Annotated in this window: 23 protein-coding genes, 1 tRNA gene and 2 pseudogenes; 13 read left to right on the top strand and 13 right to left on the bottom strand. The window is 57.7% G+C overall.

All coding sequences use genetic code 11. The features are described from left to right. Positions 1 to 195 precede the first annotated feature (195 nt). From speA to CAI21_RS08125, 7 genes and pseudogenes are all read left to right on the top strand, one after another. Positions 196 to 2,078, top strand: a pseudogene (speA, locus tag CAI21_RS08150) (biosynthetic arginine decarboxylase). 7 nt (positions 2,079 to 2,085) lie between these two features. Then, positions 2,086 to 2,969: pseudogene (locus CAI21_RS25875) on the top strand (NAD(P)-dependent oxidoreductase). Between the two features lie 433 nt (positions 2,970 to 3,402). Next, complete coding sequence (locus CAI21_RS08140; protein ID WP_116301827.1) at positions 3,403 to 4,500, top strand: GGDEF domain-containing protein; 1,098 nt, start codon at positions 3,403 to 3,405, stop codon at positions 4,498 to 4,500. Positions 4,501 to 4,635: 135 nt separating this feature from the next. Further along, a complete protein-coding gene (locus tag CAI21_RS23710) occupies positions 4,636 to 5,613 on the top strand; it encodes a GMC family oxidoreductase (protein WP_220347794.1) in 978 nt (325 codons plus the stop codon). Positions 5,614 to 5,696: 83 nt separating this feature from the next. Beyond that, the gene (locus CAI21_RS23705) at positions 5,697 to 6,266 is read left to right on the top strand and encodes a GMC family oxidoreductase (protein WP_220347793.1); all 570 of its coding nucleotides are present in this window, start codon (positions 5,697 to 5,699) and stop codon (positions 6,264 to 6,266) included. A 29-nt stretch (positions 6,267 to 6,295) separates the two neighbouring features. Beyond that, entirely contained in the window at positions 6,296 to 7,738 is a 1,443-nt protein-coding gene (locus CAI21_RS08130) for a coniferyl aldehyde dehydrogenase (RefSeq protein WP_116301826.1), read from the top strand. 7 nt (positions 7,739 to 7,745) lie between these two features. Further along, the gene (locus tag CAI21_RS08125) at positions 7,746 to 8,567 is read left to right on the top strand and encodes an AraC family transcriptional regulator (RefSeq protein WP_116301825.1); all 822 of its coding nucleotides are present in this window, start codon (positions 7,746 to 7,748) and stop codon (positions 8,565 to 8,567) included. A 24-nt stretch (positions 8,568 to 8,591) separates the two neighbouring features. Here the strand turns inward: CAI21_RS08125 and CAI21_RS08120 are convergent. From CAI21_RS08120 to rpsU, 6 genes are all read right to left on the bottom strand, one after another. Next, positions 8,592 to 8,668 (bottom strand) — tRNA-Ile (locus tag CAI21_RS08120). 24 nt (positions 8,669 to 8,692) lie between these two features. Further along, positions 8,693 to 10,549 carry an RNA polymerase sigma factor RpoD gene (rpoD, locus tag CAI21_RS08115; protein WP_116301824.1) on the bottom strand — a complete coding sequence of 619 codons (1,857 nt, stop codon included), beginning with the start codon at positions 10,547 to 10,549 and terminating at the stop codon, positions 8,693 to 8,695. A gap of 89 nt (positions 10,550 to 10,638) precedes the next feature. Then, positions 10,639 to 11,046, bottom strand: coding sequence for a hypothetical protein (locus CAI21_RS24745; protein WP_116301823.1), 408 nt, complete (start codon positions 11,044 to 11,046; stop codon positions 10,639 to 10,641). An 8-nt stretch (positions 11,047 to 11,054) separates the two neighbouring features. Continuing rightward, positions 11,055 to 12,491 carry a DNA primase gene (gene dnaG, locus CAI21_RS08105; RefSeq protein WP_258868914.1) on the bottom strand — a complete coding sequence of 479 codons (1,437 nt, stop codon included), beginning with the start codon at positions 12,489 to 12,491 and terminating at the stop codon, positions 11,055 to 11,057. A 169-nt stretch (positions 12,492 to 12,660) separates the two neighbouring features. After that, positions 12,661 to 13,110: a GatB/YqeY domain-containing protein gene (locus CAI21_RS08100; protein ID WP_116301822.1), complete on the bottom strand. Its 450-nt coding sequence runs from the start codon at positions 13,108 to 13,110 to the stop codon at positions 12,661 to 12,663. A gap of 20 nt (positions 13,111 to 13,130) precedes the next feature. Further along, positions 13,131 to 13,346: a 30S ribosomal protein S21 gene (rpsU, locus tag CAI21_RS08095; protein ID WP_116301821.1), complete on the bottom strand. Its 216-nt coding sequence runs from the start codon at positions 13,344 to 13,346 to the stop codon at positions 13,131 to 13,133. A gap of 113 nt (positions 13,347 to 13,459) precedes the next feature. Between rpsU and tsaD the strand changes: the two genes are divergently transcribed. Then, on the top strand, positions 13,460 to 14,473 hold the full coding sequence (tsaD, locus tag CAI21_RS08090) for a tRNA (adenosine(37)-N6)-threonylcarbamoyltransferase complex transferase subunit TsaD (RefSeq protein ID WP_116301820.1): 1,014 nt from the start codon (positions 13,460 to 13,462) through the stop codon (positions 14,471 to 14,473). Between the two features lie 85 nt (positions 14,474 to 14,558). Here the strand turns inward: tsaD and plsY are convergent, their stop codons facing one another. After that, positions 14,559 to 15,173 (bottom strand): glycerol-3-phosphate 1-O-acyltransferase PlsY, encoded by a 615-nt coding sequence (plsY, locus tag CAI21_RS08085; protein WP_116301819.1) that lies wholly within the window; start codon positions 15,171 to 15,173, stop codon positions 14,559 to 14,561. A 368-nt stretch (positions 15,174 to 15,541) separates the two neighbouring features. Here plsY and folB point away from each other — a divergent pair, with 368 nt between their 5' ends. The 4 genes from folB to CAI21_RS08065 all read left to right on the top strand — a co-directional run bounded on the left by folB (position 15,542) and on the right by CAI21_RS08065 (position 19,105). After that, the gene (gene folB, locus CAI21_RS08080) at positions 15,542 to 15,910 is read left to right on the top strand and encodes a dihydroneopterin aldolase (RefSeq protein ID WP_181919318.1); all 369 of its coding nucleotides are present in this window, start codon (positions 15,542 to 15,544) and stop codon (positions 15,908 to 15,910) included. Positions 15,911 to 16,043: 133 nt separating this feature from the next. Further along, positions 16,044 to 16,457, top strand: coding sequence for a 2-amino-4-hydroxy-6-hydroxymethyldihydropteridine diphosphokinase (locus tag CAI21_RS08075; protein WP_116301817.1), 414 nt, complete (start codon positions 16,044 to 16,046; stop codon positions 16,455 to 16,457). A gap of 171 nt (positions 16,458 to 16,628) precedes the next feature. Further along, complete coding sequence (locus CAI21_RS08070; RefSeq protein ID WP_258868048.1) at positions 16,629 to 17,831, top strand: class I SAM-dependent methyltransferase; 1,203 nt, start codon at positions 16,629 to 16,631, stop codon at positions 17,829 to 17,831. Between the two features lie 215 nt (positions 17,832 to 18,046). Next, positions 18,047 to 19,105 carry an adenylate/guanylate cyclase domain-containing protein gene (locus CAI21_RS08065; protein WP_116301815.1) on the top strand — a complete coding sequence of 353 codons (1,059 nt, stop codon included), beginning with the start codon at positions 18,047 to 18,049 and terminating at the stop codon, positions 19,103 to 19,105. On the opposite strand, the gene CAI21_RS08060 is transcribed toward CAI21_RS08065, so the two are convergent. The 3 genes from CAI21_RS08060 to CAI21_RS08055 are packed head-to-tail and all read right to left on the bottom strand — an operon-like array spanning position 19,098 to position 21,342. Then, positions 19,098 to 20,339 carry a multifunctional CCA addition/repair protein gene (locus CAI21_RS08060; RefSeq protein WP_116301858.1) on the bottom strand — a complete coding sequence of 414 codons (1,242 nt, stop codon included), beginning with the start codon at positions 20,337 to 20,339 and terminating at the stop codon, positions 19,098 to 19,100. The genes CAI21_RS08065 and CAI21_RS08060 overlap by 8 nt on opposite strands. A 5-nt stretch (positions 20,340 to 20,344) precedes the next feature. Continuing rightward, on the bottom strand, positions 20,345 to 20,674 hold the full coding sequence (locus CAI21_RS25535) for a hypothetical protein (protein ID WP_309544673.1): 330 nt from the start codon (positions 20,672 to 20,674) through the stop codon (positions 20,345 to 20,347). Then, on the bottom strand, positions 20,659 to 21,342 hold the full coding sequence (locus tag CAI21_RS08055) for a complex I NDUFA9 subunit family protein (RefSeq protein WP_309544672.1): 684 nt from the start codon (positions 21,340 to 21,342) through the stop codon (positions 20,659 to 20,661). The genes CAI21_RS25535 and CAI21_RS08055 overlap by 16 nt, the downstream gene beginning before the upstream one ends. A gap of 274 nt (positions 21,343 to 21,616) precedes the next feature. Between CAI21_RS08055 and CAI21_RS08050 the strand changes: the two genes are divergently transcribed. Then, positions 21,617 to 22,396, top strand: coding sequence for a sulfite exporter TauE/SafE family protein (locus CAI21_RS08050; RefSeq protein ID WP_309544671.1), 780 nt, complete (start codon positions 21,617 to 21,619; stop codon positions 22,394 to 22,396). A 38-nt stretch (positions 22,397 to 22,434) separates the two neighbouring features. Here CAI21_RS08050 and CAI21_RS25870 read toward each other — a convergent pair whose 3' ends face one another. The 3 genes from CAI21_RS25870 to accC form a co-directional block, all read right to left on the bottom strand. Beyond that, positions 22,435 to 22,575: a hypothetical protein gene (locus CAI21_RS25870; RefSeq protein WP_404840865.1), complete on the bottom strand. Its 141-nt coding sequence runs from the start codon at positions 22,573 to 22,575 to the stop codon at positions 22,435 to 22,437. Further along, positions 22,557 to 23,348: a hypothetical protein gene (locus CAI21_RS24740; protein ID WP_258868913.1), complete on the bottom strand. Its 792-nt coding sequence runs from the start codon at positions 23,346 to 23,348 to the stop codon at positions 22,557 to 22,559. The genes CAI21_RS25870 and CAI21_RS24740 overlap by 19 nt, the downstream gene beginning before the upstream one ends. A gap of 254 nt (positions 23,349 to 23,602) precedes the next feature. Then, positions 23,603 to 24,946 (bottom strand): acetyl-CoA carboxylase biotin carboxylase subunit, encoded by a 1,344-nt coding sequence (gene accC / locus CAI21_RS08040; RefSeq protein WP_116301812.1) that lies wholly within the window; start codon positions 24,944 to 24,946, stop codon positions 23,603 to 23,605. Between the last annotated feature and the right edge of the window lie 41 nt (positions 24,947 to 24,987).

Here is a 24,987-nt window from a genome sequence, read left to right as displayed (position 1 = left end):
GATACTCCTGATTAACGTCCGCCCCGGCGTTATCGAGGCGGGAGGTTATTGTGGCATGCCGCATACCCGTCATGCATGGCAAAAGCATTACACTCCCCGGACCGCTATCACTTACACTGTGCAGCGTTTCGATGGAGGCGGATTGTCGCCTTTCTGGCTGCGGATATAAAGCGGGTGCAGGTGTAAATAACGACTATGACCGACTGGGACGAGCAACAGGCGCGCGAGACCTACAACATCGCTCATTGGAGCGGTGGTTATTTCGATATCAACGCCGCAGGTCGGGTTGTCGCGCGCCCCGACCGGGACAGTAAACGTCCGGCGATCGACCTCTACGCATTGGCCGCATCGGCGCGCGAGCAGGGTTTGGCGCTGCCTTTACTGGTGCGCTTTGTCGATATCCTCTACGACCGAGTCGACGCCCTGTGTAATGCGTTCGCCAAAGCGATGCGGAGCAACGACTACGAGGGTCGTTACACGGCGGTTTACCCCATTAAGGTGAATCAGCAACGGCGTGTGGTGGAGGCCATTTTACAGCGCGGTAACGGTCGGGTCGGTCTGGAGGCCGGCTCTAAACCGGAGCTGATGGCGGTGCTTGGCCGTGCCCCGGCGGGGGGACGGTCATTTGCAACGGCTATAAGGATCGCGAGTATATCCGCCTGGCATTACGCGGACTGCAATTGGGCTTGAAAGTCCACATCGTGGTGGAGAAACTTTCCGAAATCGATTTGGTTCTGCGCGAGGCGGCGCAGTTGCAGGTCCAACCGTTGCTGGGCCTGCGCGTAAGGCTGGCCTCTATCGGCGCGGGCAAGTGGCAGAACACCGGGGGCGAGAAGTCGAAATTCGGTTTGTCCGCCTCGCAGGCGTTGACGGTGGTCGATCGGCTGCGCTCGGCGGGTATGCTGGATAGCCTTCAGTTACTCCATTTCCACTTAGGTTCGCAAATCCCGCATATCCGCGACATTCAGCGGGGGATGCGCGAGGCGGCGCGTTACTATGCCGAGCTACGGGCGCTTGGCGTCCCTATTCGTACGGTGGATGTCGGTGGCGGGCTGGGGGTCGATTACGAAGGCACCCGTTCGCGCAGTTTCTGTTCGATGAACTACAGCGTTGACGAGTATGCGCAGAACGTTGTGCGCGCTTTAGCGGAGATTTGCGCCGAACATGAGCTGCCCCAGCCCGATATCATTTCCGAATCGGGGCGGGCGTTGACCGCTCACCACGCGGTACTGATCACGAATGTGATCGATGTCGATCGCGTGCCGGGGGGCGACGGCTTGCATGCGCCGGAGGAAGAGGCGCCGTTAATTTTGCACGATCTTTGGCGGAACTACCGCGAGGCTAAGAACCGCTCGGCCTTAGAGGTCTATCATGACGCCTATCATTGGTTGACCGACGCCCAGGAGATGTACACCCACGGTGTGCTAAGTCTGCAACAACGGGCGCAAGCGGAACGCATTTACCAAGCCACCTGCCACGCTCTACAGCCAAGGCTCGATCCGAGGCGGCGGGCGCATCGCGAGTTGATCGACGAGCTGAGCGAGAAGTTGGCGGATAAGTTGTTTTGTAATTTCTCGCTGTTTCAGTCGATGCCCGATGTGTGGGCCTTGGACCAGATTTTTCCGGTCCTGCCTTTGCAGCGGCTCGACGAGCCGCCCAACCGGCGTAACGTGCTACAGGATCTGACCTGCGATTCCGACGGTACGATCTCGGCGTATGTGGATCGCGAAGGGGTGGAAGCGACGTTGCCGCTGCCGGCTTATCGCGATGGAGAGACGTATCTGCTGGGTATGTTCATGGTCGGTGCTTACCAGGAAATTCTTGGCGATTTGCATAATCTGTTCGGCGACACCGATTCGGTAAACGTCGAGTTGCGCCCCGACGGCTATGTGCTTACTGACCCTGTACAAGGCGATAACGTTGCTTCGGTGCTGCGTTACGTGCAGTTTGACGCCGATGAGCTTAGGGCGCGTTACCGTGCTCGCGTGGGCGCATCGACGCTCGATGAGCAGCACCGGGCCGCCTGCTTGGACGAACTGGAGGCAGGGCTGACGGGCTACACGTACTTAGAAGATTGAGGTGATCATGCAGGTAGGAGTGATCGGTTTAGGAGCCATGGGCGGTGGCATGGCGGCGAATCTGGCACAGGCGGGATTGCTGCGGGCCGTTTGGAACCGCAGCCGCGACAAAGCAGAGGCGTTGGCCGCCGAGTACTCGATGACGGTAGCCGCAGACCCTGCCGAACTCGCGGCGGTTTGTGAGGTTGTCATTACCTGCGTCTCGAGAGATGCCGACGTGGAAGCGGTGATCGAGGCGATGCAGCCTCAGCTTGCGGTCGGTAAGACAATAATTGATACCTCAACCGTCAGCGTGCAAACGGCGCAGGGGTTGGCCGCCCGGTTGGCCGAAATCGGGGTCGATTTTATCGACGCGCCCGTCTCCGGCGGTGCCGAAGGCGCCCGCAGCGGGCAGCTGGTGGTCATGGCCGGCGGTGAAGAGGCGGTGCTGGCGCGCGTGCGACCTGCTTTGGCGGCGATCAGTAAGTCGGTGACGCTTATGGGGCCGGTCGGTAGTGGACAAGCCGCGAAAGCGGTTAACCAGATTATGGCGGCGGGAATCAATCAGGCCGTAACGGAAGCCTTGGCGTTTGGCGAAGCTTCGGGTCTGGATATGGATAAAGTTATTGACGTTATCGGAGGGGGGCTGCCGGCAACTGGTTTCTCAACCACCGCGGACCGACGATGGTGCGCGACCGTTACCAGCCAGGGTTTAAATTGGCCCTGCATCACAAGGATCTGGGTATTTGCCGACAGATGCTCGACGAGCATGGAGTGGCCTTGCCAGTGGTGGAAATGACCCTGCACCACTACGAAAAGCTGATGCAGCAGGGGTATGGGGAAGAGGATATTTCTTCGCTTTATCGCCTAAAGCGCGAATTGTTCCGGAAAGGCAACAAGAAGAGCTTGTGATATTGGATGGAGCCTATCGAGGCCTTGCCCGCCCCCTAACCGCTAACCCACACATCTAAGCGTAGACGTGTAAGAGGGTGTAGCGCCGCTCGTACCGAGCTGTTCGCGCATAGAAAAGCTGAGGTACCAACAAGCGCCCGCCAAAGCGTGACGAATCGGCTTTTACCCGGCGGTGGGGGAAGTCATCTGATTGATATTATGTTATTTTATAAGAAATGGTGAATTTTTGTCACGTTTCCCGCCGCACGCTATGTTGCCGCGTGGGATGTGCGCAAAACCGACAAGAACAAGAATTGCCGCTTTACATGGGTCGTGACTTGCTTCTCAGCTTCGCAAGAGGCGCAGGAACGCAGCCTATTCGGAAGAGGTCTACTGATAGTAGTTGCCACATAGTAGAGCGGGCGTAGTGGTAGGGAAGCCCTTTCTGAACGAAATGAATATCTCACTGGTCCCTCGCAGCGATATGCAACAGCGGCTGCGCTTGCGTCGCTTCTTCATGGCAAGCGCTACCTATTTGGTAACGGCGTTGTTGTTTGTTGCCGCTGCTGTGCAAGGACTCATTTCCGTTGGCGCCGTTTGTATCATGGTTGGCGCGATCATTCTCGTCAACCTGTTTTTCTACGGTGTGATTCGCTCGGGCTTTAATCTTCGTTTTCGCGATCCGAGTCTGACGATGCCGCAGATTGCCGCCGCCAATCTGTTGTTGATTCTGATGGTCTATTACGCTGGCGAGGCACGGGGCATTTTCCTGTTGCTCTATATCACCAGTTTCGTTTTTGGCGTCTTTCGGTTGCAGACCAGACATTTTCTGGCGCTTAGCATTTTCTCCCTGACCAGCTATGCCCTTGTCGTCCTCCTGCTCGCATACCGGCAGCCGGAAGTAGTCGATTTAAGTTTGGAGTTTATGCGTTGGATCGCGCTGGTGGCGGCCCTGACGTGGTTTTCGTTCCTTGGTGGCTATATCTCGCGCCTACGCCACCGGCTTAAGACGAGCAACAAGAAACTGCAAGAGGCGATGGCCACCATCGCCGATATGGCCGTTCGCGACGAACTGACAGGCTTGTTTAATCGTCGTTATCTCATGAACGCGATCAAGCACGAAAAAGACCGTGCCGATCGCTTCGGTAAGCCGTTTAGTGTAGCGGTCTTAGATATCGATTGGTTCAAGCAAATTAACGACCGTTTCGGTCACTTGGCGGGCGATAAAGTCCTCCGCCGGTTCGCCCAGGTGGCGGAAAGTCATCTGCGCGCGGTCGATGTGTTCGGCCGTTATGGCGGCGAAGAGTTTATGGTCATCATGCCGGGTACCACGCTTGAGCAGGCTCGCGTGTGCGCCGAGCGAATTCGTCATGCCGTTGAACAAGAAGACTATGCTGCCGTCCTAGGCGATTTAAGCTTAACCGTCTCGGTGGGATTGGCCGAGTATCGCCTATCGGAGGATATTGCCCCCTTATTAGAACGTGCCGACAGCGCTCTCTACCGTGCAAAGCACAGCGGGCGTAATCGGGTAGAGTGTTTTGCTGCGGCTTGACCGGTTCGTTCAAGACATTCTTCCTAAACCTCCCTATTTTGTTAGCTAGCGAAACGACGACAAGCTGATCTGGGATATTGTCTAGCTGCCTGCGCGAGCGGAGCTGGGCAGGCAGCTATTAGGAGGAGGCCGGCAATGCAGAAAGATTACGACTACGTCATTGTCGGAGGCGGTTCGGCCGGTTGTGTGTTGGCGAATCGACTGTCGGCCGATCCGGCGGTGCAGGTACTCGTCTTGGAAGCCGGTCCGCGCGACTGGAATCCGCTGATTCGAACTCCCGCCGGCATTATTGGATTGATGCGCAGCAAACGGTTTAACTGGGCTTATTGGACCGAGCCTGAGCCGTGTTTAAACCAGCGCCGCTTATTCTGGCCCCGCGGCAAAACCCTGGGCGGAAGCAGCGCCATTAACGCGATGTGCTACACCCGCGGCCACGCAAGCGACTACGACGCCTGGGAGGCTGCCGGTTGCCCTGGGTGGAATTATGCCAGCCTACTACCTTATTTCCTTGCCACCGAAGCCTTCCACGCCGGCGGCAGCAGGTATCACGGCGGCGGCGGGGAGTTGGCTGTCTCGGAACTGTTGAGCCGGAACCCCTATTCGGAGGCCTTCATAGCCGCTGGCGCCGAACTGGGTCTTCCGCGTAACGACGATTTTAACGGCCCTTCCGAGGAAGGCGTCGGTTTTTACCATGTGATGCAGCGGCATGGCGTGCGCTGCAGTAATGCCCACGCGTTCTTACATCCGGTTAGCAAACGCCCCAACCTGCACGTGCTTACCGGCGCCCTTGCAATGCAGCTGGAGTTGCAAGGGGATCGGGTCACCGGCGTTCGAATCAAGCGTGGGCGGCGAATGATTTGCTACGGCCGTAGTGAGGTCGTGTTGGCCGCTGGGGCAGTGAATACGCCGCAATTGCTGCTGTTGTCCGGTATCGGGCCAGAGCAGGAGTTGCGTCAGGCTGGAGTTCCGGTACGGCATGTACTGCCGGGAGTCGGTCGAAATCTGCAGGATCACCTCGATATCAGCGTGATCTGGAGATCGCGCGATCGGCGCGGTATGTCCTTGCACCCGAGCGCGTTGCCGCGTAACGCTAAAACGCTCTGCAGTGGCTAGTACAGCAGCGTGGCGAGTTATGTTCGAATGTTGCCGAAGCCGGTGGTTTTATCCGGAGCATTCCCAGCGAACCGATTCCGGATTTGCAGTTACATTTTATTCCTGCTATCGAAGAAGACCATGGTTTGCGGCTTGGGCGAACTATTCGCTATTACGGTTATACCGTACGAACCTGTTTTCTGCGCCCCCAAAGTCGCGGTCAAATCGGGATACGTAGCGCAAACCCCGAGCAGCCGCCCCGAATCGAGCCCCGATATTTGACGGCTAGCGGCGACGAAGAGCGCATGATTCTCGCCGTGGAGCGTACGCGGGAACTCTTAGCGCAACCTTCAATGCGGGCCATCGGCAAAATGGAGCTCACCCCGGGACAGAACGTGCGCACTCGGCAGCAGATTAGGGACTACATTCGCAGTCATGCGGAGACGATTTATCATCCGGTCGGTACCTGTCGTATGGGCATCGACTCGGAAGCGGTGGTAGATCCAGAGTGTCGTGTGCACGGGTTACGTGGGCTGCGGATTGTCGATGCGTCTATCTTCCCCTTACTAATGGGAAGCAATACCAACGCCCCGACAACGGCGATTGCCGCCCGTGCCGCCGACTGTATCCTCGGACGGTTGAAAACGGTTAGCCCGGGCCGCAGTGCCGCCTAGCCCCCGCAAACCCACATGAGAGCGTTGATATGAGCGACTTGAACCTCCAGTTGGCGGAGCCCCTAGCGGGCGACGATCACATGCAAGTAGCCTTCGACCGCTTGCATGATGCGGCGGAAAGACAGCCATACCCGAGCCTAGACTGGCGCTGTACGCGGTTGAGAGCGCTTCAGCAGGTACTAGTGGCATACCGGGAGCGGTTGGCCGATGCGGTTGCCGCCGACTACGGTAGCCGCTCGCGCGACGAGACCTATATCGCCGATATTCTGCCAGTGGTTAATGCGATAAAAGACACCGTCAAACATCTGCCGCGTTGGGTAAAACCGAGTCGGCGGCCAGTGCAGCGGATGTTCCGACCGGCGGCGGCCAAGGTGGTGTATCAGCCGCTGGGGGTCGTCGGTATTATTGTGCCTTGGAATTACCCTATCCAGCTTGCTTTATCGCCGTTAGTAGGGGCGCTTGCGGCGGGCAACCGCGCCCTGTTAAAGCTTTCGGAGCACACGCCACGTACCAACGGTGTTCTAGAGCAGTTACTGCGGGAAGTATTCTCGGACGACGAAGTCGCGGTGATTCATGGCGGCGTGCCGGTTGCGGAGGCGTTTACCCGCTTACCCTTCGATCATCTGGTATTTACCGGCTCCACGTCGGTCGGTCGAAAAGTCATGGCAGCGGCAGCGGAAAATCTTACTCCGGTCACGCTGGAGCTAGGGGGGAAGTCGCCCGCTATCGTTGACCACGATGCGCCGATGGGCAGCACCGCTGAGCATATTATCTTTGGTAAAACGTTAAACGCCGGCCAAACCTGCATTGCCCCCGACTACGTATTATGCCGAGAGGAGCGTGTCGATGAACTATTGGCCGCGATGCGCAAAGCGGCTAAACGTATGTACCGCCGTATCGACAAGAATCCGGATTACACGGCCATCATCAACGATCGCCATTACCGCCGGTTGCGGAGCATGCTCGATGAGGCAAGGGAGCGAGGAGCAGAGCTGATCGCGTTGCACCCAGATGAGGAGGGGTTAGTTCCGCAACGGAAACTGCCGCTGCATCTCGTGCTCGACTCCCCTAACGATACCCGTGTAATGCAGGAGGAGATCTTTGGGCCGATCTTGCCGATCGTACCTGTCAGCGATCTCGACGCGGCTTTGCGGGAGGTCCGTAAACGTCCGCGCCCGCTTGCCTTGTACTATTTCGGTCTTGATAACCAAGTTCAAGAGCGAGTCTTGCAGGAAAGTCACGCAGGCGGCGTGTGTATCAACAATACCTTGTTTCATATTGCGCAAGATAGTTTACCTTTCGGCGGCATCGGCGATTCCGGTATGGGGCATTATCATGGGCGAGAAGGGTTCATGAGCTTATCCAAACAAAAGGGCGTATATATTCAACGTCGCCCGAACCCTAGTCGCTTAGTCTATCCGCCTTATGGCCGTTTAATTCATAAGCTTCTGTATCGTTTCTTCTTGCGTTAGCGAAGGCATGAGTCGACAGCGGCAAGCGGCGGTGGGCGATGCGCTTTATATCGGCCATGGGTGGGTTGCGTATGTAGGTAAGGTGCCGGTTATCGATATCCACAGGCATCCGGCTATTGCCTATTGTGTCGGCCTGGAGACAGCCTTTCGTGCCTATGATGTGGAAGAAAGCATAGAGACGGAAGCCCGGACATTTTATGTGCCTGCCGACGCACGCAGCCCACGTATGGACGCCCGCGGCCGGCCCATGGGCTTCTTTTTCGTCAGCGCCGATAGCCCCATTTATTATCGTTTAAAGCAGCAGATGGGCTCGGAAAAGGCAATCGCCGACAATTCCGCGCTAAGTCATGCCGTGGTCGAATTCCTGCGCCAACTGTATTGGGAGCGGCCTTGGTGTACGCTTGCGGAGCGACGGGTGGAGGCTATGTTCGGTGTCGGAGTGCGAGAAGCGTTACCGGTCGACCCGCGGGTGGCGCGTGCACTGGCGATACTCTCGCGGCGTCCGGAGGTCGTCGACAGTGCGGCGCGGCTTGCAGAGCACCTAGGCCTGTCGGAAACGCGCTTTGTTCATTTGTTCAGTGAAGAAACCGGGTTGCCGTTCCGGCGCTTTCGATTGTGGGCCCGGCTGCTGCGAGGCGGGCCCCACCTGCGCTCCATTTCCTCTTTGACCCATTTGGCTGTCGGTGTCGGTTTCGCTGATTTGGCGCACCTAAGTCGTTCGTTTCGAACCTTGTTTGGCCTTCGTACAACAGCCGTGATTCGCTTGAACAGCGGCTTGACGGTTCGTTTACTGAAGGAGCAGGAAGACAGGAAGCGACGAGGCCGCTAATAATAGCGGCCTCGTTACATTCAATGGTGGGCCCGGTAGGACTCGAACCTACGACCAAGGGATTATGAGTCCCCTGCTCTAACCAACTGAGCTACAGGCCCAAGAGAAGACGAAGTATACCCGTCTTAGGTCTCGTCTAGGAAGCTTCTTAGCGAATCCGAACGAGTCGGGTGACGCAGCTTCCGCAGCGCCTTGGCTTCGATCTGGCGAATACGCTCACGGGTTACGTCGAACTGCTTGCCGACTTCTTCCAATGTGTGGTCGGTATTCATATCAATACCGAAGCGCATCCGCAAGACTTTTGCTTCGCGCGGCGTTAAACCGGAGAGCACTTCGCGTACGGATTCCTTCAACCCTTCGCGCGTCGCCGAGTCGATCGGCGACATGACGTTGGCGTCCTCGATGAAATCGCCCAGATGCGAATCTTCGTCGTCGCCGATCGGGGTTTCCATGGAAATCGGCTCTTTGGCGATCTTCAACACCTTACGGACTTTGTCCTCCGGCATTTCCATCCGCTCGGCCAGCTCTTCCGGCGTTGCTTCCCGTCCCATCTCTTGCAGCATCTGCCGCGAAACGCGGTTGAGCTTGTTGATCGTCTCGATCATATGGACCGGAATACGAATAGTCCGGGCTTGGTCGGCAATGGAGCGGGTGATCGCCTGCCGAATCCACCACGTTGCATAGGTGGAGAACTTATAGCCGCGGCGATACTCGAACTTGTCCACGGCCTTCATCAGGCCAATGTTGCCTTCTTGAATTAGGTCGAGGAACTGTAGCCCGCGATTGGTGTATTTCTTCGCGATGGAAATCACCAGCCGCAGGTTCGCTTCCACCATTTCTTTCTTGGCGCGCCGTGCTTTGGCCTCGCCGATCGACATCCGGCGGTTGATGTCTTTGATCTCGCTAATCCGCAGACCGGCATTATCTTCCAAATCGGCGAGCTGCTGTTGACCGCGTTTGATCTCTTCCGCATAAGCTGCGACACCGGCCGAGTAGCTCTCTCCGCTATCGACCATTTCCTTCAGCCAGCTACCGTCGCTCTCGCGGCCGGGGAAGCTCTGTAGGAAGACTTTGCGCGGCATCTGCGCCTTGCGTACGCAAATCCGCATAATGTCGCGCTCGCGACCGCGGATATGCTCGATCGTTTTGCGCAGGTTCTCGACCATGAGATCGATAACGCGGGGCGAGAACTTGAAGGTCAGGAACAAGCTCCCAATCTCTTCTCGTAGCTCTTTCGCCCGCTGACTGCGACTGCCTTCTTCGACCAAGGTCGCCAACATCTCGTTGTGCACTTCGCGCAGCCGGCCGAACAGCTCTGCGGCAACCTCCGGGTCTGGACCGTTATCGACGACCGTACCGGTGTCGTCGTCATCGTCATCGTCGGTGTCGGCATCGTCCGCTTCGACTTTGACGGCGTCGTCATCGAGTGCGTCTTCCGTTTCGACGGCTTCTGGGGCAGCTTCTTCGCCCCCGGCGTCGCGGAACCCGCTGACGATGTCGTTAAGGCGAACTTCGCCTTCCTCGACCTGATCGTACATTTCCAACAGTACGCGGGCGGATTCGGGATAACTGGAGACGGCCGTAATGACCTGATCAAGGCCGTCTTCGATCCGTTTGGCGAGTTCGATTTCGCCTTCGCGGGTCAGCAGCTCAACCGTACCCATTTCGCGCATGTACATGCGGACCGGATCGGTTGTGCGGCCGAACTCGGCATCAACCGCAGCTAAGGCCGCGGCAGCTTCTTCCGCTTCGTCGTCGTCGGCGGCGACGGCCGCATCGCTCAAAAGCAAAGAATCGGCGTCGGGGGCGACTTCATGGACCGTGATGCCCATGTCGTTGATCATGCCGATGATATCTTCGATCTGCTCCGGATCGACGATATCGTCTGGCAGGTGGTCGTTAACCTCCGCGTAGGTAAGAAAACCTTGTTCTTTACCTTTTGCGATGAGCTGCTTGATCTGCGACTGCTGGTCTTGGGTCATAGCAGATGGGTACCTGGGCTACTGCCTGTTAGAGGTCCGGACGCGAAGAAACCCTACATTATAGCGGGGATCTTCCTCCTTTCCAGTGTTTACTCAGTTGGCGGGTCTGTTGCCCGAGCCTTAGTTTCTTTCCATTCACGCAATAATTGCTGCCACTCCTGCAGCTCGGATTCGGTCAACTGCCCTTGTTGCATCCGTTTATCCAAGTATTGCAGGCGTTTCGGCGCTATCAATCCTTCTATCCGTCGAAGCGCGTCCGTGAACTCCCTCTCCAGACCGTCGTCGGGAACCATGTGTTCCCATGTCGCCAATTTCCAAAGCGCCGATTCGTGACGGCTGTCGCGAAACCGTTCGAGTAGGGCGCCGGTGGATAACTGAGGCTCGGCGTTTAGCAACTCAAGCATTTGGCCGAGTAACTCGATTCCTGGGTTATCCTGTTCGCGGTAGCCCTCCGTCTCGGTCGCTAAACGCGCCAGCTGCGGTTGTTGCAGCAGCATGGCGATAGCTACCCTGGCCGGCGTTCGTTCAAGCCGTGGACCACGCGGCTTTTGTCCTTTCGCTTGTCGGGGCGCAGCGTTACGCGCGCCGCTAATACCGCTTCCAAACGCTCCGTTTGTAAGCCGGTAATTTCGCTGAGCCGTTGGAACATCATGTCCCGGAGCAGGCCCGGCGGTAATTTTTTCAAGTGTGGCGCTGCGCGCTCGGCGAGCCGAGCGCGGCCGTCCATACTGCCAAGATCTACTTCGCGGCTAAGGTTGTCGAAGAAAAACTCCGATAGTTGTGCCGCCTTGGCCATTCGGTGTCGGAAGTTCTCCGCACCTTCTTTGCGGACTAACGAGTCCGGGTCTTCCCCGTCGGGAAGAAATAAAAAACGCGCTTGCCGACCACTGCGCATTGCGGGCAAGGCGTTTTCCAGCGCTCGCCAAGCCGCTTGTCGGCCAGCGCGGTCGCCGTCGAAGCAGAAGACGACGTCTTTGGTTACTTGAAACAGCCGGTCGACTTGAGTTGTCGACGTGGCGGTTCCGAGCGTAGCGACTGCCTCGCTGATCCCATATTGAGCCAGCGCGACCACGTCCATATAACCTTCTACAACGACAATAGCGTCCGGGTGCCGCTGTTTCTTGAGACATTCGTAAAGGCCATAGAGTTCGCGGCCCTTATGAAAAACGGGGGTTTCCGGCGAATTTAGGTACTTTGGTTGCCCTTCGCCAAGGACGCGACCACCGAACCCGATAACGCGCCCACGGCGGTCGCGAATCGGGAAGATAATGCGTTCGCGGAAACGGTCGTAAAGCCCCCCGTTATCGCGCTCATTGGCCAGTCCGGCTATGACCAGCTTAGGCGAGCGCCCCAGCGCCCGAGCCAGATTGTCCCAACCGGGCGGCGCGAAGCCGAGCCCGTACTGTGCCGCGATGTCGCCACTTAAGCCTCGCCGTTTCAGGTAGGCTACAGCCGTTTCCCGTTCAGGGTGCTCTCGTAGCCAGCGCTGGTAATGCTGCGAGGCTTTGCCGAGCAGTTTGTATAATTCGCCATACTGCTCTTCGCGCTCATCGCGTGCTTCTTCCGGTAGCGCCATGCCAGCCCGTTGGGCTAGCGTTTCTACCGCATCCCGAAACCCCAGCCGATCGTGCTCCATGAGAAAGCGGATGGCTGTGCCATGGGCGCCGCAGCCAAAGCAGTGATAAAACTGTTTGCTGGGGCTGACCGTGAAGGATGGGGTTTTCTCGCTGTGGAACGGGCAAAGGGCTTGTAAGTTGCTCCCGACCCGTTTGAGTTCCAGACGCTCCCCGATAACCTCGACGATATCGACGCGAGTAAGCAGTTCTCCGATAAAGTGATCGGGTATTTTGGCGGCCATGGCTTTCCACCCAAGAACGGCAGACGCAACAAAGCGCAATGCCTGCGCCGTCCGTACGGGGTGCGAGCCGTTAGCCTTATCCAACAGCGGAGCTACTGCAACAAGATAGCGTCGCAAGGCTAAACCGCACGATCGCCGACCTGTTGCCGCCTACTTGTGTGCCCTTGCACCACTAAGCTCGTCAGGCCGTCGATAGCAAACTCTGGAGAGAATAGCTATCGACGGCCTGCCTAGCAGTACCAGCTTAGCATAATCAGCTTTCGAGGCGCGCTTTAATCTGCCCGCTGACTGCACCCATGTCGGCGCGGCCCTGCAATTGTGGCTTTACCGCACCCATTACCTTGCCCATGTCGCGAATACTGGAGGCTCCGGTATCCGCGATGGCTTTGTCGATAATCGTATCGATTTCGGCCTCGGTCAGAGGTTGGGGGAGGAACTCGGAAATAACGTCGATCTCCGAGCGCTCCTGTGCGGCCAGTTCGTCTCGTCCAGCTTGCTCGTATTGGGCAATGGACTCGCGTCGCTGTTTAACCATCTTGCTGAGCACGGCGATGACATCGTCGTCGGAGAGTTCGACTCGCTCGTCGACTTCTCGTTGTTTGATGTCGGCGGTGATCAACCTAAGCACGGCTAAGCGCGGCTTGTCGCCGGCCCGCATGGCGGCTTTTACAGCCTCATTGATCCTTGCCTTAAGCTCACTCATTGGCTAGGCGCCGAAGGTGCTCAGTACAGACGGGTGCGGCGAGCTTGCTCGCGAGCAAGACGCTTCATGTGACGCTTGACCGCGGCGGCGGCTTTGCGCTTACGCACCTGAGTCGGCTTTTCGTAGTATTCACGACGGCGAACCTCGGAGAGGACGCCAGCTTTTTCGCAGGAACGTTTGAAGCGACGTAGTGCTACTTCGAACGGCTCGTTTTCCCGGACCTTAACAACGGGCATGTACGATTACACCTTCCTAAAAAGTTGAATTCGGTTGCGGAAGCGGATTTCCGAACTTGGGCGCGGTATTATAGGCGCCTGCGACAGCAATTGCAAAATATTGGGAGTTACACATGAGAGTTCTGGGGATCGAGACCTCCTGCGACGAGACCGGCGTCGCTGTTTATGACAGCGAATGCGGCTTGATGGGGCATGTGGTCTATAGCCAAATCGCGACGCACGCGAAGTACGGTGGTGTGGTCCCTGAACTCGCCTCGCGCGATCATGTGCGTAAGCTGGTGCCGATCATCGAAGAGACGCTCAGCGAAGCCGGCGTGGAGAAAAGCAGTCTCGACGGTATTGCCTACACCAGTGGGCCGGGGTTGGTAGGGGCGCTACTGGTGGGGGCCTCGGTAGGGCGGAGTCTTGCGTGGGCGTTAAACATCCCGGCGGTGGGTGTCCATCACTTAGAAGCGCATTTGCTGGCGCCGATGCTGGAGACGGAGGTGCCGGACTTTCCGTTTTTGGCGCTCTTAGTATCCGGTGGGCATACGATGCTAATTCAAGTGGCGGGGGTTGGGCGCTATCGGGTGCTTGGCGAGAGCCTGGACGATGCCGCCGGCGAAGCCTTCGATAAGACGGCAAAGCTGTTGGGGCTGCCTTACCCTGGCGGGCCTGAGCTGGAGAAGTTAGCGCAACAAGGTGACCCGGCGCGGTTTCGCTTCCCGCGTCCGATGACTGATCGCCCAGGGTTGGATTTTAGTTTCAGCGGGTTGAAGACCTTTACGTTAAATACGGTGAAGAAACATGAAGGCGATCCGACGGCGCGGGCCGACATTGCGCGTGCTTTTCAGGATGCAGTCGTCGATACGCTGGTTATCAAATGCCGCCGAGCGCTAACGCAAAGCGGTATTAAGCGTCTGGTGATAGCGGGAGGTGTAGGGGCTAATGCCTATTTGCGCGAACAGATGCGGGAATTAGCTGAGCGGCAAGGCGCGCGCGTGTTTTATCCGCGCCCTTCGTTGTGCACCGATAACGGGGCAATGATCGCCTATGCCGGCTATTGCCGTCTGGCCGCGGGTGCTGCCGAGCCGCTTGGATTCGGTGTTACGGCGCGCTGGCCCTTGGAGGCGTTGACGGCTGCTTGATGCGTAGGAGGCCGCAGGCGGAGCGCGAAGGCTCCGTCTGCTTTAGGTTTGCAGAAGGTCGGCGGGTGGTTCGGTGTTTTCTTGGCTATTTTTTCTTGCCTATCTTACTTTCCTTACCGGCGATGAGGTTGCGAATGTTTTCCCGGTGTCGCCAATAAACCAGGGCGGTTACGATAGACATAGCGCTGGTTAAGGCCATATCGCCGGTGGTGCCAGCCAAATAAATCGGTGCAAGAAGAAAGGCGGTGAGTGCGGCCAGCGAGGAATAGCGGAAAACGGCCGCCACGATCAACCAGGTTGCAATGGTGAGTAAGCCGCCCAGCCAGGACCAAGCCAAAATAGCGCCCAAGCCGGTCGCCACGCCTTTGCCCCCTTCGAAACGGAAAAATACAGGGTAAAGGTGGCCGATAAATGCAGCCATTCCGACCAACGCCCATACCATTGGCTCGGCGCTAAGCATACGAGCGATTAGGACAGGGACCAGGCCTTTGAGCATGTCGCCGGCCAGCGTGATTATGGCGGCTTTTTTGCCCCCGATGCGGAGTACATTGGTGGTTCCCGGGTTGCGTGAACCCTCGCTGCGCGGGTCGGGTAACCGCATCAAGCGGCAGACGATGATGGCGCTGGAGACTGAGCCAAACAGATAACCTAGGACGGTTAATAGTGCGATGAAAAGCGATGGCGTGGTATCGAAGAGCATGGTTTTAACTGTCGTATGTGTTGCGTTGTCGCTGGTTTGTTACCGAAGCACCGGACCCTTTACGCTACCGTCTCTAGCCCGATTCCTGCCGGGCGAGCCGGGAAACGCGCCTAGGGGCACGGGAGCATCGGCGTTCCTCAGGGGGCGCGTTGAGGTTCTTAAATGGCTTGCGGTCTCTGCAGTGTACTCGAGTCGGGCGCCGCATAATCGACCTCGGTCGGCAGTGTAGCGAGGAAGCGGTGGCGTTGCTACGAAATAAGCCTCGGGAGCGTGACGAAGGTGGAACTTTTTCTGCTTTGGTTGCGTGTTAAGCGGTCTGACCGTGTAAGAATGTTGTCTCCCTTGGCGGTATGTCGGTAGGAGAATTCATGGATACGGTTTCAATCGAGGGTTTGCGTTTAGCTACTGTTATCGGTGTTTTCGAGTGGGAGCGCGAAGTACAGCAAACGCTTGGGCTGGATCTGGTTTTGCAGGTAGATATTGCCGCTGCCGCGTCCTCCGACCGGCTGGAGGATACGGTCGATTACGGGGCGCTAGCGGCCGACCTGGCTGGTTTTTACCAGGAAAGTCGCTATCAACTGGTAGAAGCATTGGCAGAAGCGACGGCGAAACGGGTACTTTCTCGCTATCCGGTTGTTAGTACGGTGACGGTGCGATTGGCTAAGCCTGTTAAAGTTCCGCCGGCGGGTAATTTCGACGCAGTCGTTACGATCGCGCGGGGGCGTGCTGCAAGCTAAGCCTAGCTTGTAGGGCATGCCAGGCTTATCCGGGGCGGTGTTGCAAGGGCTACACGGCCATTGTTTATCGTCAGTATACTGCGCAACTCTAAAGGGCGGGATCGACCCCATTTAAGGAGCGAAGGTTTATTCGATGCTTATAAAGGACTCCCTTCCTGCCGGTTATTTTTTGGGTGTCGGCAGTAATGCCAATCCGCGGGAGAATATTCCTCGCGCGCTTGCGGCACTTGTTCGCCGTTTCGGTTGTCTACACAGTAGCAGCATCTACTTGACCGAGCCGGTTGCGGTAGATGGCGATGAGTTGTTTCGCAATCTGGTGTTGTTTTTGCCGACCACCTTGGCCGAGGCTGAGTTAAAGGCTTTTTGTAACGACATCGAGACGCAGCTCGGTCGCGATCGCACTCATCCGCAGAGGAAATGGATCGCGCGTCCGGTAGATCTCGATATTCTGCGTTGTTTTGCCGGCGAAACCGAGATCTTGCAACCCGAAGCATTGGCCCAGGAGCCTTATTTTTGGTGGCCATACCGGAGCTGTTGCGATGCCTAGGCTTGGCTCCGGCTACGGTAACCGGCAGCCCTTGCCCGACAGAAGCGGTTGTCTTGGATGGCGTTATGATCGGTAAGCAGCCGTTTAGTTTACATTGCCCGAATGGGCAAGATGTCGAGGTTTGTCAGGGCATTAAGCCTCAAACGCTCAGCGATATTAAGGAACCGTCCAGTGTCTAAAGCTATGCCTTCCAGCCTCGATCAAGTGCCGGCGCCTGGGCCCGATGCGGCTGCGCTTAGTGCGCGTCTGCAGGCTCGTATCAGGGAGGCGATCGGCGAGGCCGGCGGCGTGCTGGAATTTGATCGCTTTATGGCTATGGCGTTATATGAGCCTGGGCTAGGTTACTATAGCGCGGGTTCTACCAAGTTCGGCGCAGCGGGAGATTTTACCACCGCACCTTTGATTTCCTCGCTGTTCTCGCGCACCTTAGCGCGCCAATGCGCGCAGATTATGACGGCAGTGGGTAATGACGCGATCTTGGAACTAGGTGCCGGTTCCGGGCGTATGGCGGTGGATATATTGAAGGAATTGGCGGCGCTGAATGCCTTGCCTGAGCGCTATATGATCCTGGAAGTAAGTGCCTCGTTACGGCAATGGCAGCGCGAATTATTGCAGGCCGAAGTACCGGAGTTATTAAACCGGGTAAGCTGGTTGGATGCACTGCCGGAAGCACCCTTCAAAGGTGTGATTATCGGAAATGAAGTCCTCGATGCCTTGCCGGTTAAGCGTTTCCGTAAAGCTGCCGTCGATGGCGTCGAAGAGCTAGGCGTTACGGTCGAGGGCGACAATTTAGTCGTTCGCGGTATGCCGGCAGCGCCGCAAACCGTTGCGACTGTTGCGGAAATCGAGCAGGCTTGCGGCCAGCCGCTTGACGTTGGCTATAGTTCCGAGTATTGCCCCGCTTTATCGGCCTGGATCGGGTCGTTGGCCGATAGCTTGGAGCAAGGTGCCGTTTTATTGATCGACTATGGTTACCCGCGGGTAGAGTATTACCACCCGCAACGGTCTATGGGGACGTTGGTATGTCATTATCGCCACCGTGCTCACGATGACCCATTGGTTTTAGTAGGATTGCAGGACATTACGGCTTTTGTTGATTTTACGGCGGTCGCCGATGCCGGTCGGAAGGCGGGGCTGGAGTTGCTTGGGTTTACCCCACAGGCGCAATTCTTGTTAGCGGGCGGCATGGCGGAAATTGTTTCCGAGGCGATGGCCGACGCCGACGATGCCGAGCGCTTGCGCTTATCGCAGCAAGTCAAAGCGCTGACGTTGCCGGGCGAGATGGGCGAGCGTTTTAAGGTTATGGGTTTGGGGCGCCACTGCGAAATCGATATGACCGGTTTTGCATTGGCTGACCATGTGGCCCGCCTCTAGCAGGCTGCGGAAAGGCCATTTCCAGCAACCTGCTACTGTCGGCTCGTGCGTTTTCGGAACTCTCGCCTACAGGTAGTGGCGCATGGGTTGGCAAGATGCAGGGATGGCGGGCGTATGTTGTATGTAAACGGGAGTTTGTCGCGAACGGATCGGCTTTTGCCTAGTTGTGGATTTAGCCCAAGGTAGAAAGCTGGAGCCTTAGCGGAAGAGCGGCCATGGAAAACACTCAGTGCCAACGCACCATCATGGTGGTCGATGATCATCGCTTCTCGCGGATGGTGCTGAGTCGCATTTTGCAAGCAGCCGATTACCAGGTGCTGATTGCCGATAGCAGCGAGCGTGCGCTGGAGATGCTTGAGGAGCATATTCCGGACGCCTTCATGATCGATGTCGAGATGCCTGGCATGGGCGGTATCGAGTTGTGCCAAAAGCTGCGTGAGCAGCCACGGTTTAGTATGACGCCGATTCTCATGGTGACCGCGCTGGAGGATCCTGCCGTGTTTCGGCGCGCGTTTGCGGTTGGCTGCGACGATTTCGTCGATAAGCCCCTATCGCCATTAGTGGTTACCGCGCGCCTGGGTGGGCTGCTGAAAAAATACGACTCGTTCCGAGAGCTTGAGCGTGTGCGGGTTAATCTCGCCCGTTATATCTCGCCGCGCGTGCGGCAGATTATAGAGCGCAGTGCGCAGATGGATGAGTTGCCGCCGCCGGAAGAGCGCGAAGTCTGCATCCTCTTCTCGGACATTCGTGGCTTTACCGCCTTATCGCAGAAGTTGCCGCCGAGCGTGTTGTTCTCCAACATCAGTCAGCAGTTGGGGGCGCAGGTCGATGCGGTGTACCGCAACCGGGGTTATGTCGATAAGTTCGGCGGCGACGGTATTATGGCCGTGTTCGACGGCGACTCGATGGCTTGGGATGCCTGCCGCTGCGCGCTTGAAATCATGCAAGTCGCCGCCGAAATGGCCAACGAGGACGTGCCCATGCCCTTGGGTATCGGTATTCACCAAGGGCGGGTTGTGGCTGGTAACATCGGTAGCGGTAAGCATCTGGACTATTCCGTTATCGGTAATAGCGTGAACTTGGCCGCCCGTCTATGCGGTTATGCTCATTCGCAGGATATCGTGGTTTCCGATATTGTTTGCCAAGCGGTGGGCGAAGACCGCCGCTTCCGCTTCGTCGACCCTTGCTATGCACGCATCCGCGGTTTGCCGGAGCGCATCAAGATTTACCGCCTGGAGCCGAACGAGGAAGCCTCTGCTGCCTTGCCTAGTTGATTGCGCTTGTCGTTCGGGTTTCCTTAATCGTTGCGATTTCTTTCACCCGCGCTTGCCGTACCGCTTCGCCAATCTGCGCTCCTCGTAGCCCTTGTTCGACGAAACGGCGCGCGTCGACGGTCGCGGCGGCGGCGTAAGCGGCTTCAAAGAAAGCCCGTTGCGGATAAGGCTGGCTCTCCAGGCCGGTTCGGCCTCGTGCATCGCACTCGCAGGCAAGGGTGAATTGCGCCACTCGCTCCGGCCGCCGAAAGGCATCTAACCCTTCGAGTACTTTCAATACCGTGCTGGGTTTTAGCTCGAACGCGCGGTGGCAATGCAAGTGGAACTTGGCGACTAAACGCCCTAAATCGCTCGGTGCACGCGGCACCCTTAGCCGCTCGCAGACCGCATCGACCAAAGGTACGCCACGGCCTTCGTGGCCGCGGTGACTAGGCAGTTCGGCAGTGGGCGTGACGCCCTTGCCGAGATCATGCACTAATACTGCAAAGCGTACGCTCAACTCAGCCCGTAGGTGAGCGCTCATGTCCAGGGCAAGCAGAGTATGAAGGCCGGTATCGATTTCCGGGTGATGCGCTTCAGGCTGTGGCACGCCGAATAAACAGTCGATTTCGGGTAACAGTCGAGCTAACGCGCCGCAATCGCGCAGTGTGCGTATAAACGCCGACGGGCGCGGCTCCATTAGCGCACGCGAAAGCTCTTGCCAGACGCGTTCGGGAACGAGCGCATCGACTTCGCCGGCGGCCACCATTTGGCGCGCAAGCGCGAGCGTTTCCTCTGCGACCTGGAACCCTAAAGGGGAGAAGCGCGCAGCAAATCGGGCGAGGCGGAGGATGCGTACCGGATCTTCGGCGAAAGCCGGCGAGACATGGCGCAATATCCTGGCATGTAGGTCGGCGACGCCGTTAAACGGGTCGATCAAGGAGCCGTCGGGTTTTCGCGCGATGGCGTTGATGGTCAGGTCGCGCCGGCGTAAGTCTTCATCTAACGTAACCTCGGGACTCGCGTGGAACTGAAAGCCTTGGTAGCCAGGCGCCGTCTTGCGCTCTGTGCGGGCCAAGGCGTACTCCTCTTTGGTTTCTGGGTGTAGAAAAACCGGAAAATCCTTGCCTACCGGCTGAAAACCTTGTGCTTCCAACGTTTGCGGAGTGGCTCCGACGACAACCCAATCGCGCTCCCGCGCCGGTAAACCGAGCAGCCGGTCGCGTACCGCACCGCCAACCAAATAAACATTCATACGTTTCACCGTTGATCCATCGTGGGATCGGCATCGGATTTGTTGCCGGTCGCACCGGCGCTGGTGCGACCGCGACGCATGCGCTCGGCACGTGTCAGGCGTAGGTATTGGGGGACGACGGTGTCGATGCCCGTCGGTTCGATACCTAACTCCGGCAGCGCGTTGTGCGTGCAGACATTGTCGACCGTCGCAGATAAATAATTATCGTAGCTATACGGCTGTCCGGGCAGGCGCCCGAGAATGCGCCCTTGCAGTCGCGATAAACCATCACCCAACCCCCAGATCCGGCGTGGGTGGCCGCTAACCTCGCCCGCATACTCTACCAGTTCTCGCAAGCGATAGGTTTTGGGGCCGCAGAGTTCGTACCGACGACCATAGCTGCGGGGCTCGAGCATGCAGCGGATAAAGGCGTCGCGACGTCGCCGACGTAAACCGGGCTGAAGCGCGCATCGGGTGTCGGCAACGGAAAGATGCCCGGCGAAATGCGCAATAATCCGGCAAAACGGTTAAAAAAACTGTCTTCGGGGCCGAAAATGACTGAAGGCTGGAAGCTGGTCACAGTGAAGACGTCATTGGCCGCTTCGTGTACGCGCCGCTCGCCTTCCGCTTTGCTGCGTTGGTAGGCGCTCGGGGCTTCGGCCGAGGCGCCCAGGGCGCTCATGTGCAGTAGCCGTTTAACGCCGGCCCTTTTACAGGCTCGGGCAATGCGTTCCGGTAATTGTGCGTGCACCCGCTCAAAATCGCCTTTGCGGGATTCGTTGAGAATGCCGATCAGGTTGATGACGATCTCGCAGCCTTTAAAGTAATACGCCAGCGAGTCTTCGTCTAAATGGTCGACTTCGTACAAATAAAGGTTCGGAATGACGAGTAGGTGCTTATTGCGCTCGCGGTGACGGGTTAGAACGCGCGTATGGCGTTTTTCTTGCGCCGTCGACAGGCGGTTGGCTAGGTGGCGACCGACAAACCCCGTGCCGCCGAGTATGCAGATGTTCCGTATACGCATAAGGCACTGCCTCCTGTCTGCTGCCGCGTGCTGTAGGCCGCCAGTATACCGTTACCGCGGCCCGGTCCGGTTCTCGGTAAAAAGGCTCTGAACAAAACGTTGCTTCCATCTCTGCGGACGAGTCGCATAAAGACGGGTGTCGCTTCCTTGATATCCGACGATTGTGGAAGCTAGGGATTCTAGGTTTCTCTATAATAGCCATTTCCCGGACCGCCTGTTGAGGGGCGGCCACGCGTCTATTAGAGGTAAGTACTAAGGAGGGCTTCTGGAAGGGGTGCTGCTTTATCTTGTCGCCGGTACCGCAGCCGGGCTTATTTCCGGCTTGTTCGGCGTCGGCGGCGGGACGGTGATCGTGCCGGTTTTGCTATTCGTCTTTGCGCTGAGCGGATTTCCCGACGCCAACCTTATGCATCTGGCGGTGGGGACATCGTTAGCGGCTATCGTATTAACGTCGATCAGCTCGGTGCGTGCGCATATGCGACTGGGCGGTGTCCTTTGGCCGATATTCTGGCGTTTATTGCCGGGTATTATCGTCGGCTCCTTGTTGGGGGCCGTTATTGCCGACCTTTTGTCGAGCGAGGCGCTGCGAAACATTTTCGGCGTGTTTTTAATACTGGTGGGCGCGCAAATGTTGCTGGCCGGCATGCCTTCGGCCCATAGGCAATTGCCTGGGACGGTAGGTTTGGTCGTTGGTGGCACCGGCATTGGAACCCTATCCGCTATGTTGGGGATCGGCGGCGGTAGCCTAACGGTTCCTTGGTTAGCGTGGTGCGGCACTCAGATGCGTAAAGCCGTGGGTACCTCCGCTGCTTGCGGTTTACCGATAGCGGTGTTCGGCGCGCTTGGGTTTGTGCTAACAGGTTGGGGAAACCCTGCGCTGCCAAGCGGTGCCACCGGGTATGTGTATTGGCCGGCAGTGGCTGGTTTGGTTTTACCGAGTTTGTTGCTGGCTCCGGTAGGCGCGAGGTTGGCGCATCGTCTGCCGCCGCTTCTTCTTAAGCGTATTTTCGGTGCCTTCCTGATTTTGGTTGGCCTTAGGTTATTGTTCGGCTAACGAGCGTTGGCCGCCTTCGTCATCTGATGGTGGATCTTCTACGGCGCGTTGCGCGCTTGTTGTTTGCGGTAACGCGCATAGGCACGAGCGGCGTCGCGTTCGTGGGCTTGATAATGGGTTTCTAGTAACCGAGTCAGTTGCTCTTCTTGGTCGGTTTCGCTTAGTCCGGCGTTAAGGATAGCCGCTTTTTCTTGCGCAAAGGCTCGATAGCGCTCTTCCCAGGTGTCCTCGGTGCTGCGAGGCGGTTGGTTCTCTGTCCCCTGTTGTGCTGTATCCGCTTCGAGTCGCATGCGTTCCAGTTGATAACGGGCACGTGCTTGTTCCTCGGCAAAAAAGCATCGGCTACTCGCTCGCCCAGGTGGGTGCGCCGCAGCTGCGCTTGGCGGTCTATCAATTGTTCAAGGGCGCCAAGACTGTCTACGTTATCGATTTCCGCCATTAGCGCGTCGTTGGCCTGTTGATAACGATAGTAGTCGCCTAAGAGTGCGGCGAGTTGTTCGGCGACCGGGTCGGATAGTCGCTCGTTGTCGAGCACCATCTGCTGTAACCGTGTAAGGCCGGCCTCGTCGCCTTGACTCGGCAGTTGGGACAGTAATCTTTCGATGGCAAAGCGCGTTGTGGTCTCCAGCGCTAAATCGCCCATCGGGTCGAGTTTAAATTGTCGCCACAATGCATCGTCTTTCGCAAACAGTTCGCCAGGCGCGGGGGCTTCGGCGGGTTTTTCCCGCAGGCTTTGACCGGATGTGGCGGCAGCTGTCGCGGACAGCGAGGCAGCGTCCTTTGGTGGCTGTACCTCGCGGGTGGCGGTTGTTACCTCGGTAGATGGCCGATCCGCTTGCGAATCCCCTCCCTGGCGTAGCAGGACAAGCAGGACAGCGGTAATGGCAATGGCCAGCAGTACGCCGCAGGTGACGAGTAAACGCGCTTTTCCATGGCGGGCGAGAGTGCTCACGCAGTTTGGCTCCTTCTCCCTAATGCTACGACTTTCTCCGTAACGGCCGAGTAGGTCTTTGCGTCACCTCATAGTTATAGACAGTGACCTTCAATGCTGCAATTTACCGGTTCTTGGCTCTTGCGCCTTTGATATTGCGGGGGGGGAGTGGGCGGGGTATGTCTTGCGGCGGCATAGCGAGCCGGGTGCATGCGGCATAGTCTGTGGCGGCAATTAAAGCGCCGGCCGAAGCCGGCGCTTGAGTGCGGTGGCGATTAGCTGTTGCTCAGCTTCTTCTCAAGGTAATGAATGTTGGTTCCGCCTGCTTGGAAAGCGGCATCGTTCATGATGTCCTGATGCAGCGGAATGTTTGTTTTAATTCCGCCGACGACCACCTCGGATAAGGCTGTGCGCATCCGCGCGATCGACGACTCTCGGGTATCGCCATAAGCAATCAGCTTGCCGATCATGGAGTCGTAGTTCGGCGGTACGAAGTAGCCGTTATAGATATGCGAGTCGACCCGAATGCCCGGCCCGCCTGGGGCATGGTATTGGGTGATCGTGCCGGGCGAGGGGATGAAGCTCTTCGGATCCTCGGCATTGATGCGGCATTCGATGGCGTGCCCGATAATCCGGATATCTTCCTGGCGATAGCCAAGCTTCTCTCCGGCAGCAATCCGTAATTGTTCACGCACGATATCGACGCCCGTGACCATCTCGGTAACTGGGTGCTCGACCTGGACCCGAGTGTTCATTTCGATGAAATAGAAACTGCCGTCCTGGTAGAGAAATTCGAAGGTGCCGGCGCCGCGATAGCCAAGACGGCGGCAGGCTTCCGCACAGCGTTCGCCGATCTCTTCCCGCTGTTCCGGCGTAAGGCCGGGAGCCGGGCTTTCTTCGACCACTTTCTGGTGGCGACGCTGCATCGAGCAGTCGCGTTCGCCCAAGTGGATGGCGTTGCCGTGTTCGTCTGCCAGTACCTGGATCTCGATATGGCGCGGGTCGTCCAGGAATTTCTCCATGTAGACCGTGCTGTTGCCAAAGGCCGCACCCGCTTCGGCTTTGGTCAGCGAGATGGCATTTAGCAACGCTGCTTCGCTGTGCACAACTCGCATACCGCGCCCGCCGCCGCCGCCGGCAGCCTTGATAATGACCGGATAGCCGATCTCGCGCGCAAGACGCAGATTTTCCTCCGCGTCCTCGCCCAGTGGGCCATCGGAGCCGGGCACGCAGGGGATGCCGGCTTCCTTCATTGCCTTAATGGCCGAGACCTTATCGCCCATCAGGCGAATGGTTTCGGCTCTTGGGCCGATGAAGACGAAGCCGGAGCTTTCGACGCGTTCGGCGAAATCGGCGTTCTCGGAGAGAAATCCGTAACCGGGATGGATGCCGACTGCGTCGGTCACTTCCGCCGCGCTAATGATGGCAGGTGTGTTGAGGTAACTTTCGCTCGACGGAGCGCCGCCAATACATACCGACTCGTCCGCGAGTCGTACGTGCTTAAGGTCGCGATCCGCTGTGGAATGGACTGCGACCGTTTTGATGCCGAGTTCCCGGCAGGCGCGCAAGATCCGCAGCGCAATTTCGCCGCGGTTTGCTATGACTACTTTATCCAGCATCGGCCAATCTACCCAAGTAGGTGGTGAATAGCACGTTCCCG

It is taken from the genome of Alkalilimnicola ehrlichii, from assembly GCF_003399765.1.
Lineage (GTDB): Bacteria > Pseudomonadota > Gammaproteobacteria > Nitrococcales > AK92 > AK92.
The sequence above is the reverse complement of the archived record's forward strand: the minus strand, read 5'-3'. Positions and strand labels throughout refer to the sequence as shown.

Coding starts and splice junctions, on each gene's coding strand:
- CAI21_RS08140 (WP_116301827.1), top strand. CDS start 3,403: ATGAATATCTCACTGGTCCCTCGCAGCGATATGCAACAGCGGCTGCGC.
- CAI21_RS23710 (WP_220347794.1), top strand. CDS start 4,636: ATGCAGAAAGATTACGACTACGTCATTGTCGGAGGCGGTTCGGCCGGT.
- CAI21_RS08130 (WP_116301826.1), top strand. CDS start 6,296: ATGAGCGACTTGAACCTCCAGTTGGCGGAGCCCCTAGCGGGCGACGAT.
- CAI21_RS08125 (WP_116301825.1), top strand. CDS start 7,746: ATGAGTCGACAGCGGCAAGCGGCGGTGGGCGATGCGCTTTATATCGGC.
- rpoD (WP_116301824.1), bottom strand. CDS start 10,549: ATGACCCAAGACCAGCAGTCGCAGATCAAGCAGCTCATCGCAAAAGGT.
- CAI21_RS24745 (WP_116301823.1), bottom strand. CDS start 11,046: ATGCTGCTGCAACAACCGCAGCTGGCGCGTTTAGCGACCGAGACGGAG.
- CAI21_RS08100 (WP_116301822.1), bottom strand. CDS start 13,110: ATGAGTGAGCTTAAGGCAAGGATCAATGAGGCTGTAAAAGCCGCCATG.
- rpsU (WP_116301821.1), bottom strand. CDS start 13,346: ATGCCCGTTGTTAAGGTCCGGGAAAACGAGCCGTTCGAAGTAGCACTA.
- tsaD (WP_116301820.1), top strand. CDS start 13,460: ATGAGAGTTCTGGGGATCGAGACCTCCTGCGACGAGACCGGCGTCGCT.
- plsY (WP_116301819.1), bottom strand. CDS start 15,173: ATGCTCTTCGATACCACGCCATCGCTTTTCATCGCACTATTAACCGTC.
- folB (WP_181919318.1), top strand. CDS start 15,542: ATGGATACGGTTTCAATCGAGGGTTTGCGTTTAGCTACTGTTATCGGT.
- CAI21_RS08075 (WP_116301817.1), top strand. CDS start 16,044: ATGCTTATAAAGGACTCCCTTCCTGCCGGTTATTTTTTGGGTGTCGGC.
- CAI21_RS08065 (WP_116301815.1), top strand. CDS start 18,047: ATGGAAAACACTCAGTGCCAACGCACCATCATGGTGGTCGATGATCAT.
- CAI21_RS08060 (WP_116301858.1), bottom strand. CDS start 20,339: ATGAATGTTTATTTGGTTGGCGGTGCGGTACGCGACCGGCTGCTCGGT.
- CAI21_RS08055 (WP_309544672.1), bottom strand. CDS start 21,342: ATGCGTATACGGAACATCTGCATACTCGGCGGCACGGGGTTTGTCGGT.
- accC (WP_116301812.1), bottom strand. CDS start 24,946: ATGCTGGATAAAGTAGTCATAGCAAACCGCGGCGAAATTGCGCTGCGG.